The organism is Methanoregula sp. (genome assembly GCF_041663825.1).
GTDB lineage: Archaea > Halobacteriota > Methanomicrobia > Methanomicrobiales > Methanospirillaceae > Methanoregula.
Genome location: NZ_JBAYLY010000005.1, coordinates 36,971 through 62,554, shown reverse-complemented (window position 1 = coordinate 62,554; position 25,584 = coordinate 36,971). Strand labels below are relative to the sequence as shown.

At 51.9% G+C, this 25,584-nt stretch carries 23 protein-coding genes and 1 tRNA gene; 8 read left to right on the top strand and 16 right to left on the bottom strand.

The annotated features are described in order from the left end of the window. The first annotated feature begins 206 nt into the window (after positions 1–206). From purH to WCX19_RS03620, 3 genes are all read left to right on the top strand, one after another. Positions 207–1,691, top strand: coding sequence for a bifunctional phosphoribosylaminoimidazolecarboxamide formyltransferase/IMP cyclohydrolase (gene purH / locus WCX19_RS03630; protein WP_373005142.1), 1,485 nt, complete (start codon positions 207–209; stop codon positions 1,689–1,691). A gap of 138 nt (positions 1,692–1,829) precedes the next feature. Further along, positions 1,830–2,498: a DUF4013 domain-containing protein gene (locus WCX19_RS03625; RefSeq protein WP_373005139.1), complete on the top strand. Its 669-nt coding sequence runs from the start codon at positions 1,830–1,832 to the stop codon at positions 2,496–2,498. Positions 2,499–2,613: 115 nt separating this feature from the next. Then, positions 2,614–3,369, top strand: a complete 756-nt coding sequence (locus tag WCX19_RS03620) for a DUF4013 domain-containing protein (RefSeq protein WP_373005136.1) — start codon at positions 2,614–2,616, stop codon at positions 3,367–3,369. Between the two features lie 270 nt (positions 3,370–3,639). Here WCX19_RS03620 and ilvD read toward each other — a convergent pair whose 3' ends face one another. Continuing rightward, on the bottom strand, positions 3,640–5,283 hold the full coding sequence (ilvD, locus tag WCX19_RS03615) for a dihydroxy-acid dehydratase (RefSeq protein ID WP_373005324.1): 1,644 nt from the start codon (positions 5,281–5,283) through the stop codon (positions 3,640–3,642). Positions 5,284–5,456: 173 nt separating this feature from the next. Between ilvD and WCX19_RS03610 the strand changes: the two genes are divergently transcribed. Both WCX19_RS03610 and WCX19_RS03605 read left to right on the top strand, forming a co-directional pair. Continuing rightward, positions 5,457–6,512, top strand: coding sequence for a hypothetical protein (locus WCX19_RS03610; protein WP_373005133.1), 1,056 nt, complete (start codon positions 5,457–5,459; stop codon positions 6,510–6,512). Positions 6,513–6,705: 193 nt separating this feature from the next. Continuing rightward, positions 6,706–6,951, top strand: coding sequence for an NAD(P)H-dependent oxidoreductase (locus WCX19_RS03605; RefSeq protein WP_373005131.1), 246 nt, complete (start codon positions 6,706–6,708; stop codon positions 6,949–6,951). A gap of 154 nt (positions 6,952–7,105) precedes the next feature. On the opposite strand, the gene WCX19_RS03600 is transcribed toward WCX19_RS03605, so the two are convergent. From WCX19_RS03600 to WCX19_RS03540, 13 genes are all read right to left on the bottom strand, one after another. Continuing rightward, positions 7,106–7,258, bottom strand: coding sequence for a hypothetical protein (locus WCX19_RS03600; RefSeq protein WP_373005128.1), 153 nt, complete (start codon positions 7,256–7,258; stop codon positions 7,106–7,108). A gap of 164 nt (positions 7,259–7,422) precedes the next feature. Next, positions 7,423–8,289, bottom strand: coding sequence for an alpha/beta fold hydrolase (locus tag WCX19_RS03595; RefSeq protein WP_373005125.1), 867 nt, complete (start codon positions 8,287–8,289; stop codon positions 7,423–7,425). A gap of 88 nt (positions 8,290–8,377) precedes the next feature. Then, a complete protein-coding gene (locus WCX19_RS03590) occupies positions 8,378–8,980 on the bottom strand; it encodes a helix-turn-helix domain-containing protein (RefSeq protein ID WP_373005321.1) in 603 nt (200 codons plus the stop codon). 185 nt (positions 8,981–9,165) lie between these two features. Then, complete coding sequence (locus tag WCX19_RS03585) at positions 9,166–10,596, bottom strand: aldehyde dehydrogenase (protein WP_373005122.1); 1,431 nt, start codon at positions 10,594–10,596, stop codon at positions 9,166–9,168. An 83-nt stretch (positions 10,597–10,679) separates the two neighbouring features. Beyond that, complete coding sequence (locus WCX19_RS03580) at positions 10,680–12,590, bottom strand: molybdopterin biosynthesis protein (protein WP_373005119.1); 1,911 nt, start codon at positions 12,588–12,590, stop codon at positions 10,680–10,682. Between the two features lie 191 nt (positions 12,591–12,781). Beyond that, positions 12,782–13,528 carry a SagB/ThcOx family dehydrogenase gene (locus WCX19_RS03575; protein ID WP_373005116.1) on the bottom strand — a complete coding sequence of 249 codons (747 nt, stop codon included), beginning with the start codon at positions 13,526–13,528 and terminating at the stop codon, positions 12,782–12,784. Positions 13,529–13,624: 96 nt separating this feature from the next. Further along, the gene (locus WCX19_RS03570) at positions 13,625–14,425 is read right to left on the bottom strand and encodes a formylmethanofuran dehydrogenase subunit C (protein WP_373005113.1); all 801 of its coding nucleotides are present in this window, start codon (positions 14,423–14,425) and stop codon (positions 13,625–13,627) included. A gap of 13 nt (positions 14,426–14,438) precedes the next feature. Continuing rightward, positions 14,439–16,160, bottom strand: a complete 1,722-nt coding sequence (locus tag WCX19_RS03565; protein ID WP_373005110.1) for a formylmethanofuran dehydrogenase subunit A — start codon at positions 16,158–16,160, stop codon at positions 14,439–14,441. Then, a complete protein-coding gene (locus tag WCX19_RS03560; protein WP_373005107.1) occupies positions 16,157–17,542 on the bottom strand; it encodes a formylmethanofuran dehydrogenase subunit B in 1,386 nt (461 codons plus the stop codon). Before WCX19_RS03560 ends, WCX19_RS03565 begins: the two co-directional genes overlap by 4 nt. Positions 17,543–17,545: 3 nt before the next feature. Then, a complete protein-coding gene (locus WCX19_RS03555; RefSeq protein WP_373005104.1) occupies positions 17,546–17,959 on the bottom strand; it encodes a molybdopterin dinucleotide binding domain-containing protein in 414 nt (137 codons plus the stop codon). Positions 17,960–18,175: 216 nt separating this feature from the next. Next, positions 18,176–19,420 (bottom strand): DsrE family protein, encoded by a 1,245-nt coding sequence (locus tag WCX19_RS03550; protein WP_373005101.1) that lies wholly within the window; start codon positions 19,418–19,420, stop codon positions 18,176–18,178. A 178-nt stretch (positions 19,421–19,598) separates the two neighbouring features. Then, on the bottom strand, positions 19,599–19,862 hold the full coding sequence (locus WCX19_RS03545) for a 4Fe-4S dicluster domain-containing protein (RefSeq protein WP_373005098.1): 264 nt from the start codon (positions 19,860–19,862) through the stop codon (positions 19,599–19,601). Between the two features lie 210 nt (positions 19,863–20,072). Then, positions 20,073–21,287: an NADP-dependent malic enzyme gene (locus WCX19_RS03540; RefSeq protein ID WP_373005094.1), complete on the bottom strand. Its 1,215-nt coding sequence runs from the start codon at positions 21,285–21,287 to the stop codon at positions 20,073–20,075. Between the two features lie 244 nt (positions 21,288–21,531). Between WCX19_RS03540 and WCX19_RS03535 the strand changes: the two genes are divergently transcribed. From WCX19_RS03535 to WCX19_RS03525, 3 genes are read left to right on the top strand one after another with little or no spacing between them, the layout of a single operon-like run. Continuing rightward, on the top strand, positions 21,532–22,059 hold the full coding sequence (locus WCX19_RS03535) for a tryptophan transporter (protein ID WP_373005091.1): 528 nt from the start codon (positions 21,532–21,534) through the stop codon (positions 22,057–22,059). Then, a complete protein-coding gene (locus WCX19_RS03530) occupies positions 22,056–23,489 on the top strand; it encodes an ABC transporter ATP-binding protein (RefSeq protein WP_373005088.1) in 1,434 nt (477 codons plus the stop codon). The genes WCX19_RS03535 and WCX19_RS03530 overlap by 4 nt, the downstream gene beginning before the upstream one ends. Next, positions 23,489–24,292 (top strand): energy-coupling factor transporter transmembrane protein EcfT, encoded by an 804-nt coding sequence (locus tag WCX19_RS03525; RefSeq protein ID WP_373005085.1) that lies wholly within the window; start codon positions 23,489–23,491, stop codon positions 24,290–24,292. The genes WCX19_RS03530 and WCX19_RS03525 overlap by 1 nt, the downstream gene beginning before the upstream one ends. Before the next feature lie 101 nt (positions 24,293–24,393). Here the strand turns inward: WCX19_RS03525 and WCX19_RS03520 are convergent. Beyond that, positions 24,394–24,465, bottom strand: a tRNA-Arg gene (locus tag WCX19_RS03520). A 60-nt stretch (positions 24,466–24,525) separates the two neighbouring features. Continuing rightward, the gene (gene hypD / locus WCX19_RS03515) at positions 24,526–25,554 is read right to left on the bottom strand and encodes a hydrogenase formation protein HypD (protein WP_373005082.1); all 1,029 of its coding nucleotides are present in this window, start codon (positions 25,552–25,554) and stop codon (positions 24,526–24,528) included. Between the last annotated feature and the right edge of the window lie 30 nt (positions 25,555–25,584).

Sequence of the window (25,584 nt, the reverse complement as noted above, 5' to 3'; positions counted from 1 at the left end):
GGGGCATAGACCGGGGAATTTTTTTTAATCGGCTCATGAATTGGTCTTTGTTGTGGAAGAAAATGCCAGTACTGGTTTTTTAATAGCGTGATACTTTTTTTGCAAACCAGATTGGTATCCCCGTGCCGGTCATATCCCCTTCCCGTTCAGGCGAAATCTTCGGGCTCTGCATACCTTTTTTGGCCTTTATCTCCATATACTATATTATGAAATGGGCGCTTCTTTCGGTATGGGATAAATCCGGGATCGTGGAACTGGCGAAGGTGCTGGTCAAAAACAAGTACAGTCTCCTGAGTTCGGGCGGGACCGGCAAAGCACTTGCAGAGGCCAGTGTCCCGTTTACCGAAGTATCGAGTTACACGGGATTTCCCGAGATGATGGATGGGCGGGTCAAGACGCTTCACCCCAAGGTTCACGGGGGTCTCCTCGGCCGGCGCCAGATTGACGATGCGGTAATGGCAAAGTACGGGATCAACCGGATCGATCTGCTTGTCGTGAACCTGTACCCGTTCGAGAAGATGTCCGGGCAGTCGATGGCGCTTGATAAACTGATCGAATATATCGATGTGGGCGGACCGGCAATGATCCGGGCTGCGGCAAAGAATTTCAAAGATGTCGCAGTTGTTGTTGATCCGACCGACTATCCTGCAGTAATTGAAACTATCAGCGGTGACGGTTTTACTCCTGATCAGCGGTTGATGTTTGCGAAAAAAGCGTTTGCCCGGACGGCCGCGTACGATGCCGCGATCAGCAATTACCTGTCCAACATGGATATGGCATTCCCGCACACCCTCTCGCTCCAGTTTACCCACGGGAGAATGCTCCGGTACGGTGAGAACCCGCACCAGCAGGCAGCCGTATACGGGACAAGCGGAATTGCCGGCGCCGAACCCCTCCAGGGAAAGCAGATGTCGTACAACAATTACCTCGATGTCAATGCCGGTACAGCCCTTTTGGCGGAATTTGAGGAGCCTGCGGCTGTAATCGTCAAGCACAACAATCCCTGCGGTGTTTCGATCGGAACAAATATCCTCGATGCCTACCTGACCGCCCGCGAGGTAGACCCGGTCTCTGCCTATGGCTCGGTCGTGTCGTTCAACCGTGAAGTGGACAAAAAACTTGCAGAAGCGATCGACTCTACCTTTGTCGAAGTTATTGTTGCACCGTCGTTTACCAGAGAAGCCCTTGAAACGATGAAAAAGAAAGAGAACATGCGGGTGCTCATCCTCTCCAAGCGCGTGAATGCGGATGAAGTGCGTACCATCGATGGAGGTATCCTGGTCCAGAGAACTCCGGCCTATAAAGAAAACTGGAAGGTAATTACCGACCGCGATCCGACAACTGATGAGATGGCCGCGCTTAAGATTGCCTGGAAAGTCTGCAAGCACACGAAAAGCAACACGATCATCTTTGCCGATCAGAAGCACACCCTTGGCATCGGTGCCGGGCAGATGAGCCGCGTCGACTCGGCAAAGATCGCGATCGAGAAAGCCTGTGCCCCTCTCGCAGGATCTGCCGTTGCTTCCGATGCCTTCCTCCCCTTCCCGGATACTCTTGAAGTTGCGGCAAAGGCCGGTGCCACCGCACTTGTCCAGCCCGGCGGATCTATCCGGGACAAAGAAGTAATTGAAGCAGCAAACCGGTTAAACATGGCCATGATCTTTACGGGTGTGAGATACTTCAGGCACTGATTTTTCCTAGTATTTTCCTGTTTTAAGCCAGATTTTGAGATAAATATATATTCTGCGAAGTATCCATACCGGATATAAATCGTTTGTGGCTATTAACAGTCATGGATGATAAGAAACTGCATCTTTGGAGTGACTGGAATGGAATTCGGTAAAATGGTCGGAGACTCTTTTGGATATGCAAAAGACGGTCTCGTAGGAAAGTGGGTAAACTGGATACTGCTGATTATCAGTTGCATTATTTTCCCGCTCATCATGGGATACATGATGCGCATTTTCCGGGGTGCCGACAAAGCTCCTGAACTGAAAGAATGGGGAAGTATGTTCATTGATGGGATCAAGATGTTTATTGTTGGCATCATCTATGCAATCCCGATCATTATTATAGAATTTGTAGTCCTTGGAAGTGCATTTATCACAGCCCTGACTGCCTCTACCGTTGCCGGACAGGAGAATCCTGCCGGAATGCTGGCCCTTATTGGCGGAGTCATTTTCGGTGTTATTATTCTGGCGATTGTCGCGATCATTATCGGACTTATTGTTGCAACAGCGATAGTACGTTTTGCACGCACGAACAGCTTTGGTGAGGCGTTCAATTTCAGTGCGATCTTTGCCCATATCGGGAAAATCGGCTTTATATCCTACGTTATTGCTCTTATTATCCTCGCTATCATCATCGGTGTTATTGAAACAATCTGTATAATGATCCCCTACATTGGCTGGGTACTGCTTTTCATTCTGCTCCCGGTTCTCTGCCTGTTTCATGCACGGTACCTCACCCAGCTCTATGAAAGTGCCGGTACAGCATAATCTCATCTTTACTTTTTTGCCGGGATTTGCAGGATCTGCTTTTTAAAAATTGTCCTTTCGCAGATATTCTTTTATTATTGATCCTCCAACGGTAGAGGAATACATGGTGATGGTTATGAGTTTTGGTACAATGCTTGATGACTCATTCTCTTACGCAAAAGATGGAGTATGGGGAAAATGGAAACACTGGCTGCTCCTGATAGTGAGCCTGATTATCTTCCCTTTGATCTTAGGGTATATTGTCCGGATATACCGTGGTGAAAAACCGGCTCCTGAACTCAAAGAATGGTGGGCAATGTTCATTGACGGGCTCAAATTGCTGGTTGTCAACATCATTTACGCGTTGCCGGTTATCCTGCTCGCTATCGCGGCGTTTCTTCCCTTGATCTCGGCATTTATCGCATCTGGAGCTCTCTCCCTTGACTTTGCCACCATGACGGATGCGCAGGCAGATCAGTGGCTGACCACCCATCCGGAGATCCTGTCAGCAGCCGGCCTCATGATTGTTCTTTTGCTCGTGACGCTGATTGTTGCGATCATCGTTACGATATTCTCGTTTATCGGATCGATCCGGTTTGCCCGGACCGGACGGATTGGTGAAGGTTTCAACTTCCAGGAGATCCTTGCCCAAATCAGCAGGATTGGATGGCTCACCTATATTGCCGCCCTCATCATTATCGGGATTATCGGTGTTGTTTTCTGGCTGCTTCTCCAGATATTCTCTCTCATCCCGGTGATTGGCGGGATTATATTCCTGGTTGTTGCGATCGTGCTGTACCCGCCGTTTGTCCTGTTTGTCAGCCGGTATGCAGCGCTGGTTTACGAGCGTGGTGAACCTGCACCCGCTCAGGCTCCGGCGACACAGCCCTGAAAATAGCGGACATTTTCCATTGCACCATTTTTTTATCAGCCGTAACGACAAGAGGTTTTGGCATAATTTTGTTTTCCGGAACATCTCACGATTTCAGTTTCCCATGGATCCGGTTTAGTTTCATGTCTGAACTTTCTGATAAAAAGGAAATTTAATTGCGAAATATTTCAGAAAAATATTTCGCTGACATCGGAAAATCAGGAGGTAATGCAATTTTAAAAAGGGAATTGGGACCCTCATATGCTGGGGGTATCCGGAGAATTCCCCGTATTATCTCTGCACGGCACCGAGGTTTGCCTGCTCCACGGTCCTTGCATACCGGGCAAGGACACCGGTCAGCTGTTTTGTCACCGGTTTCCATGAGGCTTTCCGGTCAGCAAGTGTTTTAGCGTCGACAATGAGATCGATCTTCTTTGCAAAAAGATCGACGGCAATACTGTCACCATCGCGCACAAATGCGATCGGACCGCCAACCACGGCCTCGGGGGCAACGTGCCCGATACAGGGGCCCCTTGTGCCTCCCGAGAAACGCCCGTCCGTGATAAGGACAACTTTTTTGTAGCCCACGCCCATCAGGGCTGATGTTGCAGAGAGCATCTCCGGCATGCCCGGTGCCCCCCGGGGTCCCTCGTTCCTGACGATCACGACATCGCCTTCTTTAATCTGGCGGGAGAGGATCGCAGCCATTGCCGTCTCCTCGCCATCGAAAACCCGTGCCGGCCCGGTGTGCTTCCACATCTCTTTTGGAACGGCCGCACATTTGACAACTGCGCCGTCCGGTGCTAGCGACCCAAAGAGGATCTTAAGACCTCCGGCCGGGCTCACCGGTGCATCAGGACTTTTGATGACCTCTTCGCTCTTTATCATGGCTTCATGTGCGATCTGGTGAATGGTCTTACCGGAAACTGTAGGGACATTATCCAGGTATTTTTCCAGGCGCTTCATTACGGCCGGGATTCCCCCGGCCCGGTACAGGGTCTGCATCGAATGGGGGCCGGAGGGCTGCATGTAACAGATATGTGGGATCTCTTCGGCAATGCGGTTAAAATCCGCGAGCGTGAGCAGGACACCGGCCTCGGTTGCAATCGCCATGAGGTGAAGGACCGTGTTCGTCGAACCGCCAAGTGCCATGTCCATACGGATCGCATTTTCAAGGCTCTTTTTGGTGACGATATCGCGCGGGGTGACATTCTTGTTTACAACCGAGACCACAGCCTCGCCGCTCTCCCTGGCAATCCGCAGTTTTGCTGCGTCAACGGCCGGAATTGCAGCACAGCCGGGGAGGGACATTCCCATCGTCTCGGTCATGCAGGCCATCGTGTTTGCTGTATAGAGCCCCTGGCAGCTCCCGCAGCCGGGCATGGCACAGCACTCGAGATCCTTTAATGCCTCGCTGCTCATGTTTCCTGCCGCAACCTTCCCGACACCTTCAAACACATCGATAAGCGAGAGATCCTTTCCCCCCATGTTTCCGGAGAGCATTGCTCCCCCGGTCACAACAACGGTCGGGATGTTGGTCCGGACTGCCGCCATGAGCATGCCGGGCACAATTTTGTCGCAGGTTCCGACACAGACGAGGCCGTCAAAACGGTGGGCCTGCGCCATGAGTTCAATAGAATCTGCGATATTCTCCCGGGACGGGAGGGAGTATCGCATCCCCTCGTGGCCCATGGCAATGCCATCGCAGATGCCGATAACCCCGAATTCAAACGGCACGCCCCCCGCAGCGGCAATTCCTTCACGAACCTTTTCTGAGAGCTGCCGCAGGTGGGTATGGCCGGGTACAATTGTATTGTACGCATTGGCAATCCCGATGAACGGGAGGTCCATCTCCTTATCGGTCACCCCAAGAGAACGCAAAAGCGAACGGTTGGGCGCCCGTTCATATCCCTTCTTGACCATGTCACTTCGCATATGCGTCATTACCAGAGGATTACCTCCCATGCTTCATGAATCTGTTGCAGGATACAAAAGAATACCCGGGTTGTCTGATTTTACACTGCCAAATGCCATCCATCCAATACAAGACGATCTGCTTTTTCTGGATTGGCGGGAATCATATATGTACACGATAAGGAAGTCCTGCCTTGACAACGTACCCTGCCCCAGGAAATGCGCACCGTATAATCTATCTCCTTCTGCTTGCCATCGCGATTAGTATTCCCTGTGCAACTGCAGTAACCCTTACGCCGGGAAGTTCGGCGACAACGACCACTATATCACAGGGAGATCCGGTCTATATCCGGGGCATTGCAACCGGCCATCCCCAGGTGGGACTCCAGGTCTGGTTTATCGGGTACAACTTCGCCAAGGTCACGACCGTCCAGGTAAATGACGATAATTCCTACGAATACGAACTTAAGAAAACCGATACTGCAAACCTTGCATCCGGGCAGTATTTTGTGCTGATCCAGCACCCGATGATGAATGGGCGGTTCGATGTCGTCTATGATGCCTCTTCCGGAGTCGTAAAAGATCACAACAATAAAATACTCTACCAGTTCACCGGCGGCGGAAAACTCCAGAGTCCGGATGCCGCAACGGCGTTAATAAAGGCCGTCAGCAGCCAGAATATTGATGATACCTTTGCCTCGGTCTCATTTTATGTCAGCCAGCCGACGATAACGTTCAACCCGATTGGTGACAAATCCCCGGGAGACAAGTTCACTATCAAGGGAATCACCAATCTTGCTGTTGATGACAATCTCATGGTCGAGATCTATTCATCATCATTTGTCCCGACCTCAAAAACCCAGTCTTCCGGATTTTCCGGCGCAAGTGGTATGGTAAAGGTGGTGTCCGGCAGCGGCGGTATGAACACCTGGTCTTTTGACGTAGATACCTCAACATTTGCCCCGGACGAGTACCTTGTGAAAGTTTCGGGAGTCGAGCAGAATGTGGTTGCGTCAACCCGGTTCAATGTTGTGCAGTGCGGCGGATCCGGGGGTACCTGCAGTGTCCCAACGATAAGTTCTACCGTCACTACGATTCCGGCAGTGACAAACGCCACTACCGTTATCACGACTCTTCCGGATACCCCGGTCTCTGCAAGTGTCCCCGCAACAACACAGCCCGCACCGGTGCCGGTGGCTGTTTGCCTGGGCAGCATCGCGGCGATACTTTTGATCCGCAGGATCCTATAAAAAAAGGAAGGCTCTTCGCTATTTCAAGTGGGTAACGTGAAGTGAAGGTCGCCACATGCAGATAGATCATAGTTGTAGCGTACCAGAGTTCCTGTCCTAAAACCACTTGCCGGCTGTTCCGCCCGCATGACATGTGCCAAAAACGGTCGCTACATGTTTGACGACAGTGTTAACGGGGTCCTCGAGATACGCTATGAACACGGATGGATTTATTTTCGGATCGCCGGTGCATTTCGCTGCGGCAAGCGGTGCGATGACCTCATTCATGGACCGTTTGTGTTTTACCGGCCTTCAGGCCGTCAGGCATTCGTTCTACCTCAAACCGGCGGCTGCAGTGGTCTATACACGGCGGGCGGGGACGACGGCTACCTTCGACCAGAGGTTTCCATTTGCCACTGATCATATCCAGGGTTGCTTCGACCAGGCCAGCTGTACTTAAATTTCTTCGGTGCCTGTTCCATTAGTATCAAACCTGTAAGTAAGTCACATGCGTGTCTGTTCTTACTATTTGTATCATACATACTAGATATACACTACAGGAACACAGTCGATACTACCATGCGGGAGAAGAATGATCATCACCATACAGGTTATCATTCAGCCCGGATGACGGTAAAACCGGAATGTTCCTGAGAACCGGATGCCCGGATATTCTTCATCACGGAAACAGTTCTCCCCCCAGCGCCGTTCATGTGCTCATCCTTACCGGCTACCTGGTGAACTGTTCCAGACATCGCGATTGCCATTACTGCATCGCCGGAGATTCATACCAGATAAATTTTTTTAAGTAAAGTCCGGTTAAATTTTTTCAATCAAGTTCCGGCAAAAAAGATTCGAAAAATTTCCAAAATTAATTTTCAGGAAACGTTTTCCGGTGAATCTCCCGGAAAATATTCCCATTGCAAAAAAATTATGGCGCTGCGTAGGGCGCGGACTCGTTCATGCCCAGGAAGTCGAGCCCATTCATCCCGTACTCGACCGGTGCCTCCTGGGATCCGATATGCGGAAGTCCCTTGAACCGCACGAGCCACGAACCGTTGATCTGCCTGGTCATATTGGCTGCAACCACATCGGGCGTAATGACATCGGCCGTACCTTCGACCAGCATGACACTCTTCTGGATGCCGGGAAGCTTGTCCCATGACCCGCTCCAGGCAAGGTCCGCTTCTGCCTCATGCTGAATCCCCTCAGAATAGGTCGAATTGGGAGCGACAACCGATTCGAGAATGCCGAGCAGTGTTTTTGTTTCGGGGATACGGACGCTGTAGGAAACGGAATCGAGAACCAGTTTCCTGACGCGTTCGGGGTGATCGATGACCAGTTGCTGAGCGATCGAAGATCCCATGGAGACGCCATACACGTGCATGCTGTCATACCCGAGAGCGGGCATGATCGCGGCAGCGTCATCAGCATACAGGGCAATGGTGTGCGTCCCATTACTGTCGCTGCTGTATCCCATTCCCCGGTGGTCGTATGTGTAGACATGGTATTTCGTCGCAAGAATGCCGATGAACGTCTGGTTCCAGGAATCGATGGTCTCGCCGAATCCCGCGAGCATCAGGAGCGGTTCACCGGATCCGAATTCCCGATATCCCAGTGAAACCCCGTTAACCTGAACGTGCTTGACGGGAGTTGCGTTGAACGATACGGTCGGATAGTTGTGCGCCGGCGTGACCTGTGGCTGGGAAGGGGCGTTCGGAGCACTTGTGCAGCCCACCATGGCGATGAGGCAGATGGTGAGTGCAATTACCAGGATGAAAATGTGGTTTTTGTTCATAACGGGGTCCTTTAAAAATCGGTTTTGTTTTTTCCCTGTCATGGTATATTGGGCCTGACTTTGAAAAATGATTCGACTCTTCGCTATTTCAAGTGTGTAACGTGAAGTGAAGGTTGCCACATGCAGATAGATCATAGTCATAAAGTTCGAAGTATTTCGGTAACCTCTCTGGTTTTCCGTTATGTACAGAAAAATCCTTCTTGAACGATGAGACCACAGATGCATCTTTCCCTTTACTGATGTGGATTACCTTTGAGTTGTCCAGATTCACCACTAATGAGACATACTTATGTCCTCGTGTGCATGCAGTTTCATCAACACCGATGGAGGTTACTGATGAGAGATCCTGCTGCGATCGTGCCTCTTCAACATAGTGCCCAATGACCCGCCAGATTCGGGTATCATGCTCATCAATATGCTCTGAAATTGCAGATATGGTCATTTTTCGCGCCAGAAGCACTATCAATGCATCCATCCACAAAGTAAAACCGCTTTGATCCCGTGCCCAAGGAACATCTACCTGGCGAATTCCACATTTTTTACATTCTATACGAGGAACACGACAATGGAGATATGTCTTAAATTGGAAGAAATTCAGATGACGCCATATTTTCTCCCTTGTATCATAAGATGTGCATCCGGGAATGTGACATTCGGGACACTCAAATCGCGAACCGGGATTAAAATCGATCTAGATATCAAGGCGTTTCGTATCCGGTGAAAAATCGATCTTGTCTATAAACCACGGATCCTGTACATTGAGTGCCATCTGAAACAGTTCTTCGGGATGAAGTGACATGGGCTATCCCTTTTAGTGGGGGGTGTTACTCACTCAAAGTTACCCATTCAATTCAGCGAAGAGCCAAAAGGAATTTGTTACCAGCCCAGGTACATGGTTTTTGACTGGGTGTAACTGTCAAGTGCCTTTGAACCGTTCTCACGGCCAACCCCACTCTCGTTTGTTCCCCCAAACGGTACTTCAGGAGGAACTATAAGGTGACGGTTAACCCAGATGATCCCGGCGTTTACTTCATCGTATACCCGTTTTACCGTTGAGATGTCTTTTGTCCAGACCGATGCGCCAAGACCGTATTTCGAACGGTTGGCCTCGCGAATTGCCGCACCGAGATCCGGTACTGTCACCACCGGAAGGACAGGTCCGAAAATTTCGTTGGTGAGGAGCGCTGCATCCGGTGCAACATCCGTGATCAGGGTTGGTTTATAGAAGAAACCCTTCGAGTATCCCGATCCTGTTAATGGGTATCCGCCGGTTCGTATTACACCCTCATCCCGCCCAATCGTTTCACTGACCACAGAATTGATCCTCCCGAGTTGTTCTGCGCTGTTGAGCGGCCCCATATCTGTGCCCGGTGAGAGTCCGTTTCCGACTGTAAGACTTTCTGCTTTCGCCGTAAGCAGGCGCATGAACTCCTCTGCGATCTTTTCGTGCAGGTACAGACGTTTGACCGCGGTGCAGATCTGGCCGGCATTATAAAACCGCCCTCGGAGCGCCCCTTCAATGGCTTTGGGAATATCCGCGTCGGCCATCACGATCATCGGATCGGATCCGCCCAGTTCCAGCGTAAGTACCTTGAGATGGTCTTTTGTCATCTCCCGGATCCGGTGGCCGGTTGCACAGTCCCCCGTAAATGATATTTTTTTTACCCGGGGATGTTGTACCAATGCCGCCCCGGTAGTTTCTCCCGGGCCGGTCACAACATTGAGCACTCCCTGTGGCAGGCCTGCTTCCTGCATCAGCCCCGCGATGCGTAGATTTGTGAGTGGGGTCGTTGACGCCGGTTTGAGAACAAGGGTATTTCCCGCAAGGATGGCTGGCCCCACCTTCCAACCCATGATGAGTACCGGCATATTCCAGGGGATGATTGCGGCGCAGACCCCGAGCGGAACCCGGGTTACCAGGCAGTCCCCGGCTTTTCCAAGGGTAACCGTTTCACCGGCTGGCAGACCGGCGATGGATGCATAATATTCAAAGATATTTGCGCATCCCCGTACTTCATCGGTTGATTCCCGGATTGGTTTTCCCTGTTCACGGGTAAGGAGCGCTGCAAGAGCCTTATGATCCCGCCGGATCAGTTCTGCCGCGCGGTAGAGAATAAGACCGCGATCCCGGGTAGTTTTTTTTGACCATTCACCAAAAGCCGCGTCAGCAGCTTCAACGGCCGCATTTACTTCCTCTTTGGATCCCCGTGGAACCCGATCGATACATTCACCGGTTGCCGGGTTGGTCACCTCAATCCACGTTTCATCTGCAGCAGGAGCAGCAGTCCCGTTAATGAGCATGTCCATAAAACCGATTCCCCTGTTCTCGCGTATCCCACATCTCTTGAGGAAGTGTCCACGGGCCGCATATAAAATGGCAGCGGTTGTTTTTATGAAATCTTCAGGGAGTTACTTGTCGGAGGAATTTCAATTTCAATGTTCTCAGAAGACAGGCTTCGGATCCTCCCTGTCTGGGTGGTACAATAGGCACCGGACCGGTCAAGATGCACTTTGAACTCCGGGCTTTTAATTAGTGAAATAAGGGTCACGATCCGTGGATCGTCCAGCATCTCCCGACGCATCACCAGTTCATACTGCTCATGAGCTACCGGAAGAAACATCAGGTCATGGGATTCTGCCAGTCCCTTTGAACAGATACCGGCATCTGCCTGTCCGGCCCGGACTGCTGCGGCTACAGCCCCCGGTGTTGCAACTTCATTGTCATACCCCCTGATTTGGGAGGGCATAAGATTGTGGGATGAAAGCAATGAATCAAAAAGGATCCGTGCCGGGGTATCTTTGCGTGAGTTGATCCAGCAGACTGCATCAAGTGAATCGGGTGAGACTTCCTTTGCAGATGCAATCCCCTGTTCCTGTGTAGCGATGTTGACAAAGACGAGGTCCATTGATTTAAGACAGGGCTGGACGAACCGGCAGTCTCCAAGGAGAGAGAACGCCGGCAGGCTCATCGGCGCTGCATGACAGGAATTTCGCTTAAGCGAGAGGATGGCACCGGTGTTTCCGGCACTTCCCGTGTGGATAAAGAGGCCCTGATCGTGTGCGATGTTTCCCAGTTCTTCCAAAATGGGGTCAATGGCCCCGGAAAAGATTAAGGTTCGCTCGATATTTGCCGGGTCTGTCGTAAGATAAACTTTGAGTTCATGTTCCGCATCGAACCCTTCAACCGGCGCCGGGATATGTGTGTATCCATTTGATCGGACGGTTGACATCTGTACAACTGTGCCTCGTGAACGGGCCATGCCCCAGTACTGGTTGCCGATCCTTCCGACAGATACCGGTACAAACTCGTCAAAGCCGAGATCGGAACTTAAGGGTGTTGAAAGTTTTACCCTGACCGAATATTTCGTGAGTGGCGCAAGTCCCCAGTATTCAAGGAGAGGGACTGCAAATTCACGCAGGACGGACTGGGCGGCGAGCGGGAAGCCCGGAAGCCCGATGACCGGTTTACCGTCGATCTTCCCGAGCATCATTGGTTTCCCCGGCTTCACCGCGACGCCGTGGAAAAGCAGTTCGCCAATTGCCGATATCGCCCCTGCGGTATAGTCGCGTGTCCCGGCCGAAGATCCGGCTGATATGATGACAAGGTCATTATCGCGTGCAGCAGTACGAAGCGCTTCCTTGATAAGATCAGGATCATCGCGTACGATCGGAAGGCGGGTGCAATGTGCTCCCATCGAATCGAGAAGGACCTGTGCCATGACCGTGTTACTTTCCACGACCTGTCCCGGGCTTGGCCGAACACCTAATGAAACCAGCTCGCTTCCCGTAGGAATAATCCCAACATTGAACGTATTGACCTTCAGTTCCACGATCCCGTAAGTTGCAAGGGCGCCAATATCAAAAGCCCGGACCTGATGACCCTTCGGGAGAACAAGCCGGCCTTCCCTGATATCTTCACCTGCCGGGCGCACATGCTGCCATGGCATTGCGGCTTTACGGATCTGGAACTTGTCCTCCACTTCCCAGGTTTCTTCAATCATGATCACGGCATCGAACCGAAGGGGAACGATATTTCCGGTATTGACCCGGGCAAAATCCTGAAGAGTAACCGGCGTCTGATCCGAAGCGCCAAAGGTATCCCGGCTTTTTACTGCGATGCCGTCCATGGCTGCAAGACTTACTTCCGGCACAGAGTACCGGGCATAGACAGGCGCAGCAACGACACGGCCCAGCGACCGGGTAACGTGAACGATCTCAGTATGCTCCGGGATTACAAATGATGTTTTGAGGAGATGCAGTGCCTCATCAAACGTAACCAGTGACAGGTAGCGTTTCACCATGCCGCATCACCGTAATGCACTTTTGTTTGCCATTGTTGTAAGGGGGATATCATGGGTCACTCGTATTTGAAAACAGGGGATATTTGCATGCCCCTGCTGGTATTTCAGGTACCTTATCCTGATAATCCTCAATAAATGATTCGATTATGATCACCGGTGACGGGGTAAAAAAATCTTTGGACACGTGCCGGTCAGACCTCACGTGTCCGTTTTCCTACGGCGGCAAGGTAGACCGGCCACTGTGTTTCAGGATCGGTATTTGTAAGATGTGTTATCATGTCGTCATGGAACGTATCGATAGGCTGCACGTCAAACCCAAAGCAACCTGCAGTCATGATCAGTTCCTGGCAGGTATGTCCTGCCTCTAAGAGGACGCTCCGGTATCCCCGGTTCCCCATTGCCCATGTCGAACGGTAAGGTACCCCTACCCAGATGAATGTTACTGCTGCGCGAGTGACAACCTTGAAATTCAAACTCGCGGTCGCAATCGCGGTGGAGATATCCGCGTCTTCGTTTATGGTAATTATACTGTGTATGCTTGGGACATACCGGTACATACCCGTAGAAAGTCCCTCCACTTCTCCTGCGACAAAATAGGTTTCAATCGGATACCGCGAAGCGCTGGACGGGACGTTTTTTAAGACAAGGAATTCGTTAATTCTTGCGCGGAACCCTTGAGTATACCACAACAGTGCCGAGAGTTCCGCCAGGGTCATCGATGAACGTGAAAGATAACCCGATGGTTCCCATTTCCCGATAAGATCAGTTACCGGGACATTGGGTACCTTGATCTTTTTTGGATCGGGGAGTTTTGTGATCTTTGCGCCATCAGGAACAGGAAGTTCCATGGGGGGTTCTGGTTTACGCAGGACCAGGTCCACGGTAGAATAATCCGGGTACCGGGTTCCTTTGATAAATTCTTTACCGACATCGTTCATAATCTGACCTCAGTTTTTCTGGTGTATCCTGATATTTACGCTCCTGTTGGATAACACCCGTAGGTATCCCGGCCGGGACAAAAAAGAAAAAATTGATTATGCCTTGACATAGAGGTTAGCAAAGACTTCCTTACCCTTACTCTTGGGATGACGTTCCCCAAGATCCCCGATGTAGTGGTCAAAGGTGGCCTTTGTGCCATCAACTTCAAGTTCCATCCGGTCTACTTTCTTGAAACCGGGCATCATGTACTTGATGGCGCCAAAGACGTACATGTCTCCCTTGACCATCTGGCCACCGACACGTCCCTCGACATTACCCTTGATGATAACGGTGCCACCCTCTGCATGGGTCGAGACGTGGATGAATACGTCCTTTTCTATGATGATCGTGCCACCGAGCATGAAGGTGCCGATATCGTTACCTGCACTGCCCTTGATCCGGATCGTGCCGCCCTTCATACCGCGCCAGTCGCCACGGTATGCGCAGCCAACATGGTTTTCAGCATTGCCGTCGACGAGAATCTCGCCGCCTTCCATTGCGATACCGCAGAAGGAGTGGGCATTTCCCTTAATGTGGATCTTGCCGCCTTTCATCCAGCCGCCGACATACATATCAGCATTGCCGTTTACCGTGACCGTGCCGGCAGTCATCTTGCTGCCAATATATTTTACCCGTGTGCAGTCGCCGGCGATAAGAATGTCGGTCTCTGCTGCGGTTGCACCCGCATTACCGGAAACTTCAAAGAAGTCACCGATCTTGACATAGGTCTTTCCTTCACGGCATACGAGATCGGCAATCTGGCTTGCGGTCTTTCCTGCAAATGCATCCGGCGTGATGGAGTTTGCCTCAAGCATGAGCTCGGGAGTCTTCGTGGGTTTTAAAGTAACAGTCGCCATGATTGCACCTGCCTTAAGCCTCCACATTTACGTCGATCACGAACGGGTGGGGGGCGAGATATTCGCGCACCGGGTAGTTGGTGAGTCCGACCGTGTAGTAGCCCTTGTTGAAACTCTCGGCAACATCACGTTTTACCTGCGGGTTTTCTTTCATGATTGGGTTAACCCAGACGGTCTTCTTGTGACCGTGGCTGATGACCTCGCCGTCCCTGACAACAATCTCACCAGACTTGACAAAGCAGCTGGAGTTCAGGAACGCGGATTCAATCTTCTCGGGGTCGCTTGGCATGTTATTGAAGTTGAGGTCATAGACCGCAACATCTGCAATCATGCCGGGCTTCAGGCTGCCATAGAGATTGGTGAGGCCCAGGCACTTTGCGGGACCTGCACGGGTCATAGCTGCAATTTCGTAGAGCGTGAGTTCCCGGTCAAGCGTGTGGATGTTGGTCAGATCGATGACCTTGTCAACCTTCTTCATGGACGCAAGAACCGCTTCCCGTGATTTCTGGTTCATCAGCCACTTGATAACACGCGGGTACCGGATGAACGGGCCGGCGTTCGGGTGGTCTGTCGTGATGAATGTCCGCATCGGGTCCTTTGCATAGAGCGCAAGTTCAAGGCCGGTTGCCCACTGAACGCCGTTCGGGACAACATTCTTATCGTAGATATACGGGACAACGCCGGCGGCAGTTTCCATTTCGACATCAACATTTGCCCACTTCAGGTGGTTGAGGGCATGGAGGTGGTGCTCGAATGGGCCATCGGCAGTCATGGTCGTGGTCTCGTCAAGCGTCACACAGCCGAGATCAATGGTAATATTTTTCTGCTTGTTGACGTAGTCCATGACTTCTTTTGCCTTCGAGCAGAAATTTGCCCAGCTGTCCCCGCCATACGAGTGGAACTGGAGGTGGGTGGAATGCATAACCTGTTCACGGCCGAACTTGTTCTTGGTCTTGACACCCTCTGCGAGTTTGAGCGAGGCAAGTGTTGTCGGGTAGTTGCCCGGGTTCCCGAGATTGTTCTGGTGAACATGGATTGAGTGGGGCAGGCCGAGGTACTCGTTTGCCGCCATGAGACCGGTAATGATCTCATGGGGGGTGATTTCAAAGTAAGGCACATGATCTTCAATACCCAGGCAGTTCATACCCCATGCCCAGGCAGCCGTTCCGCCGGGGTTGACAACCTTAACACCATAGCCCTTGGTCGCCTTGAGCAACCATGCAATGTAGGCTGCGGTGTTCTCGACCTCACCTTTCTTGAGGTACTCCATGACAAACCAATTGTTCCCGAAAACCGGAAGCGCTCCTTCATCGATAATAGGGGTGTCGTGGATTTCCTCGTGAACGTGGGGTGCATGGATGGGAGGCATTGCCGCTTCCATGACAAAACCGTACCCCATGCGGGCGTAATCGTACCCGGTCTTTAAGACGCTCGGGATTGAAAAGCCAATTTCCATCCGGGTGGGGTCATGGGTAACACCGCTCTTGAAGAGTTTGTCTTCAGGCCGGATAATTCGTCCGACATTGACCTTGGGACCCGCAACATGGGAGTGGACATCCACACCGCCGGACATGACAACTCTGCCCTTGGCATCGATGACTTTTGCGGCAGAACTGACTTTATCAACAATCTTGCCATCTCTGATGGCAACATCGCCGACATCTCCGTTAATTTTTTGGGTCGGGTCGACAATAAACCCACCCTTGATTAAAATCTCACCCTTGATCTCGCTCATGCTTCATTCACCGCCGAGATGTTTGTCGGGTGTTTCCGGTCTTCCTTTGAGGTGAGCCAGACCGGCTGGGTCTTGGTGAGCTCGCACATGCGCTCGTAGATCTTGTCAAAGAGTTCTTCGTCACTGGGAACTCCCGGCAGGCCGTCAATAACCGATTTAAACTGGATCGGGACATTGTCCATACGATAGACAACGCCCGGTTCATCGACACCGGCAATCCTTACCGGGATATGGAGATCGGAGATCTCGCTTGCCATGCAGAAGTTGGGGTCAACGGTGATGAAAGGATGTTTCTTGATGTGCTTGATGGCATCGATAGGCCAGTGTGCACCAGCATCTGTTCCGACATTGACAAAGCAGTCCACTTCGTCTCGCATTGCCAGATCAATTGAACTGGTTTCACCGGGGTTCATGTGGGCGGCAGTTCCCTTGGAAAGGTCGACGCAGTACGGGAATCCGAACAACCATGCCCAGACCTGTCCCGGACCGGCAATGTTATAGTGTCCACGCATTGCCATGATCGAGGCTTTCGTGTGGAGGTTGAGGTCGCGGGTCAGGCTGATGGCAGCATCGATGTTGTGGTTACGTCCATCCGTATGGGTGCATCCCATACCGAAGAAGATCATCACAAAACGTGCTTTCTTCATAACTTCTACAGACTTAACGATCACTTCTTTCTTGATACCGGCAACCTCATCGGGTATATCATACCCTTTGAGGACGGTGCGGAACGCATCGAAAAGTTCGTAGTCGTGACCCTGATTAAGCATGAGGTGGATATCCGCGAGTTTTGCGGTATCGGTCTGGCGGGGGTCAACACTGATAATCGTCCGCTGCATCTGTCCCTTCTGGGTGAAGTAACCCCGGGGGAAGATCGAATAACGGGAAGTGTGTCTCGGGTGGGCGTGCATCGGGTTGCATCCCCAGAAGACCACGACATCGGCACGGTTCTTTGCCTCACCAAGCGTGCAGCTTGGGTAGCCGTTATCGAACATTGCAAGGAAGGAAGGCCCGTGGCAGATGGATGCGCAGTTATCTAAAACAGCGCCGGATTTCTCGGCGATCCTTGCGACTGCACTCATACCTTCGCAGTTGGTCGAACCAAATCCATAGATAAGGGGCTTTTTCGCGGCAAGTAAAGTTTTTGCCGTAAAGTCGATTGCCTCATCATACGAGATCTCTTTTATCGAACCGTCCGGCTGGCGCATGCGTGGGAGCTTTGGCCGGGTCGGGTCGTTTGCATGGTGGAACAGGTTGGTTCCGATAATACAGGCATTGTGGACTTCAAGGATCTTCTTGTTGTCGTCAGAGACAAGGACTTCGATATCATCGCAGGATGATCCGCAGTACGGGCATCCCACCTGGGTAATGAGCTTTGGCATGGATTAGTTCACTCCTTTCCAGAGTCCGACTGCGCCCTGAACAAGCTGAAGGGCGGTCTTGCGCTTCTCGTTAAATGCTGGTTCGACCGTCACCGGGAAACCGCTGTACTGGGGGGTCCCGGTGCACTGGGTCCGTGGAGGAACAACCTGGTTGGCCCAGACTCCCTGGCGAATATGGGCAAGGCCCGGGGGACAGTACTGCGTCGCATTGATGCACTTCACAATAACTGTGCCGCACTCGCTTGTCACTTTCACGTTCGAGTTCTTCCAGATACCAGCACGCTTCATGTCTTCAGGATTCAGTTCTATGATTGAACAGGCTTCGAAATAGTCAGGGTTTGTCTTACCCTTTTCCATCGCGGCGCCCTCTTCAACCGATCTTTGGGTGATCATGTTCAGTTTAATCGCGCTACCCATTGTTCACCTCGTATTAATCACACACTACAAACACAGTTTTAATAAATCGGCTCTTTTGCCTGTACATGTCGTAGGAATGCAGATGTTAAATAATTTATTTATTGATACACCATTGTTAACTAAATACAGCAAACTGCAAATATTTCCATTTCAAGTTAATTTAACTCAATAAACTCCTCTTTTTCATCCTTTTATAATCGATGAAACGTACCGGTTTTAAAAAAACAGCAGCCTCTGGTACCGGCAACGTATACCCAAAGGTGGTTCGAACAATAGTTTTCCCAAATCATGATTGTTGATATCAAGCACAGCGTTAAACTTTTTATTTTTGACGAGGCCTCTCTGATGGAGTGAAGGCTGATGGACAAAAAACTCAAGCCTGTCGTTCCGTGAAGCGGAGTTAATCATATCCTGCAGGGAGAAAAACTGTTCGGCAGCATCGGTTTTCTGTTCCCCTGTCAGGGCATAGACGCCGTCTTCTATAAACACCACCCGCGTTTCGATTCCCTGATGGGCGGATGCGGTAGCAAAAGAGAGTGCCCCCGTGGCCATCCCGGTTGTGTAGGGACTGAAGGTTATCAGGATCAGCAGTGACGGCGGGGCGTGATCTTTACCGGACAGCCCGTCCGGTATTCCGGTATGATCCTGGCGGAACTGGATGGATCCCGAGTTTGTCCCAAGGATCCTGTGGTCTTTTGTGAACCGTTCAACCATGTCATAGAGGCCCCTCAGTTTCAGGGGTTTAATCGAACAGGAAGAGATAACAAGCCCTTTCCCATCGTCCCACATGCCGTATCCCCGTTCCATTGCACACGGTGCTGACCCCATAAGAAGGCAGTGCCGCTGGTGCTGCGAGGCGTGGATGGCGAGTTCGGAGAAACCTTCGCCCAGATTCCTGAAGGCTGTCGGGTGCTGGTTTGCATGTCCGATATGTACCCCGTCAAGGAACGCATAGAGCTCCGGATCGCAGTCCCGGTCAAGTGCCGCTTCCAGGCAGAGGAGAGCGTACAGGGCCGCGCGATGCATGTAAGGTGACTGTACCTGGAGGTACCCGATCGCCGTTTCTTCTGGTGCCTGAGCCCGGGCAGCATCCACCACCTCTCCCCAGAACGATGGTTGTGACCCTTCAGGAACCGATTGCCGACTGCTGATAAGACCGGAAAACTTCACTTTTAATGGATCGATGGATAGTCCGCGAAGGTCTAGATCCTGCTGGTCACAGATGACTTTCATGGATGGAAGGGAGAAGATAATCTCCCAGATCTGGCTGGTTTCCCGGCCAAAGAGGCTGTAGAGGGCATCCCCGGTGAGAAAGAGGATAAAGGTCGGGCTTTTCTCCGGCACGGTCCGGCGAAGTGCCTCGGGAGAGAACTGGATAAAATAATATTTGAGCACTTCTTCAGTCCATGACAACCGCTCCTGGGTCAGGGCATCGCTTAAAAGGAGAAAATGTGAGGTCATGGATCATTTATCCCTGCATGTGAGTATGTGCAGGTCTGGTTATCAATGTGACTAAATGCGTTCCCTTTAACGTATACCGTTTTACCAGATATATCGTTTTTAAGGGTTGGAAAAAGAGGGTCCGGTTCTTACCGGGCCGGTTTACTGGTATCAAATCCTGTGATAGATGGACAGGCAATTAGATGTTCGCAAGCATTCCCGTCTCTCCGCGTCCGGAGAGAGTGATTACCTGGTACGGGCAGGCGCGTACACAGACACCGCAGCCGGCACAAAGTTCTGCCTTGACGTCAAGGCTGATGGCTTTTCCGTCCCTGACTGCATAGATCTTGTCCTTCGTTGCTGGATCAATTGTATAAAGCTCGAGAGCATTAACCGGGCAGGCGCGGACACAGTTACCGCACCCGGTGCACCGGTTTATGTTGACATGCACTGCAAACGCCATTGAAACATCACACTCAAATTTAACTGATTATTACAGTTATCGAACATTATAATTAAATTTTTTCAAACAATCCCCTGTCACAGTTTCCCGTTTTTTTAGTCTCGCAAGGGAATAGTATGGCAGTGACTGTACGGGAAAATTGCAGGGTAACTTCCATCATGATCGATTTTGGGGAAGTGTGGTTCGGGCTGATGGTGTCTTTGGGATAGATCAGATTGTTGTCCTGCCCCCGGAGGACTTCGCTGCCTCAGCCACAGCCCGTGCCACGGCCCGGGTCACATCCTTGTCAAGGATACTTGGCAGGATATGTCTCCGGTGAGGTTTCCGGACGCAACCGGCGATCGCATGGGCAGCGGCGATCTTCATCTCATCAGTGATGCGGGTGGCGCAGGCATCAAGCGCTCCCCGGAATATACCCGGGAATGCGAGCACGTTGTTGATCTGGTTCGGGAAATCACTTCTCCCGGTCCCGACCACGGCGGCCCCTGCGTCTGTTGCTGCATCCGGCCAAATCTCCGGCACAGGGTTTGCCATGGCAAAGACAATGGGATTTTTGTTCATCGACCGTATCATGTCCTGCGTGATAATACCGGGAGCGGAGACACCGATAACAACATCCGCACCGTCCATCGCATCAGAAAGCGAACCGGTCCGGCCCGCGTGGTTGGTCTCCTCGCTTAAAATGAACTTGTACTTATTCTGGTAGAGTCCCTCGCGCCGGCGGTGGATAATCCCTTGGGTATCGCAGACGGTAATTTCGTGAACCATCGTGCAGACGAGCGGATCATACCCGATACATTTGAGGAGCCGGGTGATGGAATACCCTGCCGCCCCGGCGCCGCAAACAACAATATTAAGATCTTCGTATTTTCGTCCGGTCACACGGCAGGCATTCAGGAGCGCCGCGAGCACGACTACTGCCGTGCCGTGCTGGTCGTCATGCATGACCGGTATCCCGATATCCTGCAGGGCATCCTCGACTTCAAAACATTTCGGGGCTGCGATGTCTTCGAGATTGATCCCACCAAAGACCGGTGCAATATTTTTCACCTGGTCGACAAAGTCGGTCTCGTAACTCTCAAAGCAGATGGGAAAGGCATCGATGCCGGCAAACTCCTTAAAGAGGATTGCCTTCCCTTCCATCACCGGGATCGCCGCATACCCTCCTATATTCCCGAGACCAAGGACTGCCGACCCGTCAGTCACGATAGCAATAGTATTCGCCTTGAGGGTGTAGCGGTACGCCAGGTTCCGGTCCTTGGCAATCCTGCGACAGACTTCGGCAACGCCGGGGGTATAAGCCCGGGACAGGTCGTACCGGTTCCTGAACGGAACTTTGGAACGAATCTCCAGTTTCCCGTGATGCAGTGCATGGAGTGCGAGGGACTCCCGGTATATCTCATCACTGCCAGCGGTAACCTGCATATCCCTCACATTGTACGAGAAAAACGCAGTAAAAGGTAATGAACCTTGCCCTGTTAAGGCTCGTTTTTCTTATGGAATAAGGTGAGAAGGATAATTACGATGCATATGCCAGCAAAGTTACATTTTAATACAGCAATGAACAGAATTATACATCAAGGTATAATCAATTGCCACGAACGGCGGATTAACCGCGGGTTGTGTGCTCTTTCGGATACCTGATCCAGATTACAGATGTGATAGTATCATGAAGTCAAAAGATATTGCCATAGTCGGAATTCTTCTTGCTGTCGGTGCGATCCTGCGGTATTTCCTTGCGATGCTCCATACGCCGCTCACGCCCAACATGATCATTGCGTTCTACTGCCTTGCGATCATCCTGATCCAGCCCAAAGTCTACGAGGCACTTGGGATCGGTATCGTTGCCGGCCTCTTGTCGATGCTGATATCAAGTTCAATGTTCCCACCTGCAAACCTTATCAGCGAACCGCTGGGTGCGCTGGTCTGCTTCGGGCTCTATGCTCTCCTGAAATCCCGGACAAAACTTGCCCCGACTGTAACCACGTTCCTCTCAACACTGGTGAGCGGGTTCTCGTTTGCTGCAATCGCGCTTCTCTTTGTCGGGGCCACAGTTCTTCCCAAGTATGGTGGCAATATCGGGAACTTTATGATTGTCTTTGTTCCGATAGTCGTCATAACTGCCGTATTTAATGCAATTGTTGTCCAGATCCTCTACATCCCCTCAAGCAGGGTGCTGGTGAGAGGACAGGAATGATCGAACTTAAAGACGTCAGTTATACGTATCCACATACGGTGCAGGAAGCGCTGCACCGTCTCTCTCTAGTACTGGAACCGGGCCGCTGTATCATGGTGACCGGCCCCTCCGGTGCCGGGAAGACTACGCTCTGCCTTGCAGCATGTGGCATCCTTTGTCATGAGTATGGCGGGAAGAAATCGGGCCTTGTGACCATCAACGGCCGGGATGTTTCGACGTATACCGGGCTTTCCGAGATAGCGAAAAACATCGGGATTGTCTTTGACGACGCCGAAGCGCAGATGATCTTTACCACCGTTGAAGAAGAGATCCTTTCCGCACTTGAATACCGTGGCATCACTCCCGAAGAAATTGAGAAGCGCCTCGCCTCGATCATGGAGGTTACGTACCTTACGGAGCTTAAGAACCGCTCCCCTCACAACCTTTCCGGGGGCCAGAAACAGCGCGCAGCTCTTGCTGCGACGCTCGCCCTCGGAAATGACATCCTGATCCTTGACGAGCCAACCTCCGAGCTGGACGAACATGCGACCCGGCGGATCGTTGAAATTTTATCCAACCTCAAGAAGCAGGGCAAGACCATCCTCCTTGTCGAGCATAAGTATGCCCATTTCCGGGACATGGTCGATACTCTTGTCGTGATGGAACACGGCGCGATTTCAGCTATCGGCGCACCGGAAGATGTCCTCAAAGACGAGCGGATCAGAAGGATCGTCATCCCGGATTTTACCGGCATCAGGAATGGTGCAGCCCCGGCTCTTTTTGCATCTTCACCGGCCATTTCTGTCCGGCACCTCTCGTATTCCTACGATGAAGTCCCGGCCCTGCACGATGTCAGCATCGAAATCAGTGCCGGCGAATTTGTCGCTATTGTCGGCGAAAACGGTTCCGGCAAGACCACACTTGTCAAGCAGTTTAACCGGCTTCTTATTCCTACTGCAGGGGATGTTTTGATCCGGGGCAAAAATACCCGGGACTGCACGATTACTGACCTTGCCCGTGATGTAGGCCTGGTCTTCCAGAACCCGGATCACATGTTCTTTGCCGACACGGTAAAAGACGAAATCGCATTCGGGCTTGAAAACCTCGGGATTAAGAACAAAAATGACGTGATCGATGCAGCACTTGACGAAGTCGGACTCCTGCACACAAAGACCCTCTATCCCCGCTGGTTATCCCGGGGCGAACGACAGAGGCTTGCCATTGCCTGCGTGGTCGCCATGCAGCCGGCGATCATTGTCCTTGATGAGCCTACGACCGGTCTAGACGGGGACGAAGCCCGGCTCGTTATGGAAATTCTCAAAAATCTCCAGGTAAAAGGGCACACAATTATTGTTATTACCCATAACCGGGATATCGCACAGTACTGCGCAGATCGCATGATCACCATGGATCAGGGCCGGGTCATATCGGATACACAGGTGATGGAATAATGTCCGAGATCCTCCAGTACGTTCACAAGGACGGTTTTTTCCACCGGCTCCATCCGTTTTCGAAGATTCTCTTTATCATAGTCGCAAGTGTGATGTGTGTTTTTGTAACGAGCATCCCCTTCCTCATCCTGATGGTTGTTGCCCTTCTGGTCATTGCGTACGCGAGCCACCTCCACCGCGAAGTAATTCAGCAGCTCAAACTCGTCCTGATAATGAGCGTCGTTTTTATCATCATCACGGTGCTCACGATGCCAAACGGCGCTACGCTCGGGTACCTGATCCCGCAGGGAGTGCCGGTGATCGGCGGGTCCATTGCCATAACCGACGGTGCAATTGGCATTGGCCTGATCCTCGCGCTCCGGTTCATGGTGCTGATCTTCGCCTTCCAGCTCTTCCTTATCTCAACCCAGCCCCGCGATCTTGTTCACGCGATGGAAAAACTGCACATGCCCATCGATTATATCCTGATGTTTATTCTCGCGCTCAGGTTTATCCCGACTCTCCAGATCGAGGGGCAACGGATCCATGAGGCACAGCTGGCCCGGGGCTATAACCCGGGGACAGGAATGATCGGGAAGATCAAAAGCGTTGCACCCATTGTAATCCCGCTTGTTTCAAACGCGCTCCTGCGCTCTAACGTGCTCGGACTCACCATAGATATGCGGGGATATCGCACGGGAATCAGGACTCATGTGCGCGAGCGAAAGTTCTGCACCGGGGATTACGCGATGATGGGCGGCCTTGCAGTCACGGTCTCGGGATTTGTTGTCATTGCGATCTTCGCATCGGGCCTGATCTTCTAAAACCTCTCTTTTTTGGCGTGCACAAAAGCCAAGGTGGCCCGACAACCCGGATAATTATTCGCATTGCGCTCAAGGAAAACAAAATCAGAAAAATGCTTAAGCGCCTCGGCCGGGATTCGAACCCGGGTCAAAAGCTCCGGAGGCTTCTAGGATGTCCACTACCCTACCGAGGCGTATTTTACCTTACTTAATCTTGTGCGCATCCATATAAAAGAGAAGGATAGCCGGGAGACTCACAGGTTTTTGACCTGATACAGGTGCCAGATCTTGCATGCCCCTTCGTGGCTGACCATGCATGGCCCGACAGGAGTCCGGGGCGTGCAGACCTTCCCGAAGAGTTTGCAGTCTGTCGGCTGGGCAATCCCTCGCAGAACCTTGTCGCAGATGCAGGCCGAATGTTTACTTACCTTCTTATAGACAAGGCCAAACTTCTTCTGCGCGTCGTACTGCCCGAATTCCTTTTTTAAGCGGAGGCCGGACTGCGGGATGACCGGGAAGCCCCGCCATTCAACATCACAGGGCTCGAAGACCTCGTACATGATCTTCTTTGCCTTGGTGTTACCTTCCCGGGTTACTACTCGTGGATAGGCATTGTCCACGCGGTGCTTTCCTTCCCGAACCTGTTCGACCAGCATGAGAAGACCAAGCAGGATGTCCTCGGCTTCAAAGCCGGCAACAGCCTGCGGCACGGCAAACTGTTCGTACTCTTCATACCCCATAATTGCACAGACATGTCCGGGAAGAACAAAACCGTCAAGGTTTGCCTCGCCCTGCGCAAGCAGCCACTTCATTGCGGGGGGGACGACGCGGTGGCAGGAAAGGATGGAGAAGTTCTTCGGCGGGTGTGACAGGATGGTCGCGGCGACAGTCGGGGCGGTCGTCTCAAAACCGACCGAGATAAAGACGACTTCCCTGTCTGTCTTCTCTGCGATCTCGACTGCCTTGTGGACGCCCTGCACGACTCGCACATCACCGCCGCAGGACTCCAAAGAGCCTTTGGAACCGGGTACCCGCAGGAGGTCGCCATATGTTGCGATGATGCAGCCCTTTTCTGCCAGTTCGAGTGCCGCATCGATCTCGCCCTGCGGTGTGATGCAGACCGGGCAGCCGGGCCCCATCACAATCTTCAACTGTGGAGGCAGGATGCTCCGCAGGCCCGTGCGGGCAATTGCCGCTTCATGAGTCCCGCAGATGTGCATAAAAGTCATATCCCGGTCCACCAGCCCGCGAAGTGTCTCTGCAATCTCGTTTCCCGTTGCCATGGTAATCTTACATTTATTTACTGCCCTGTG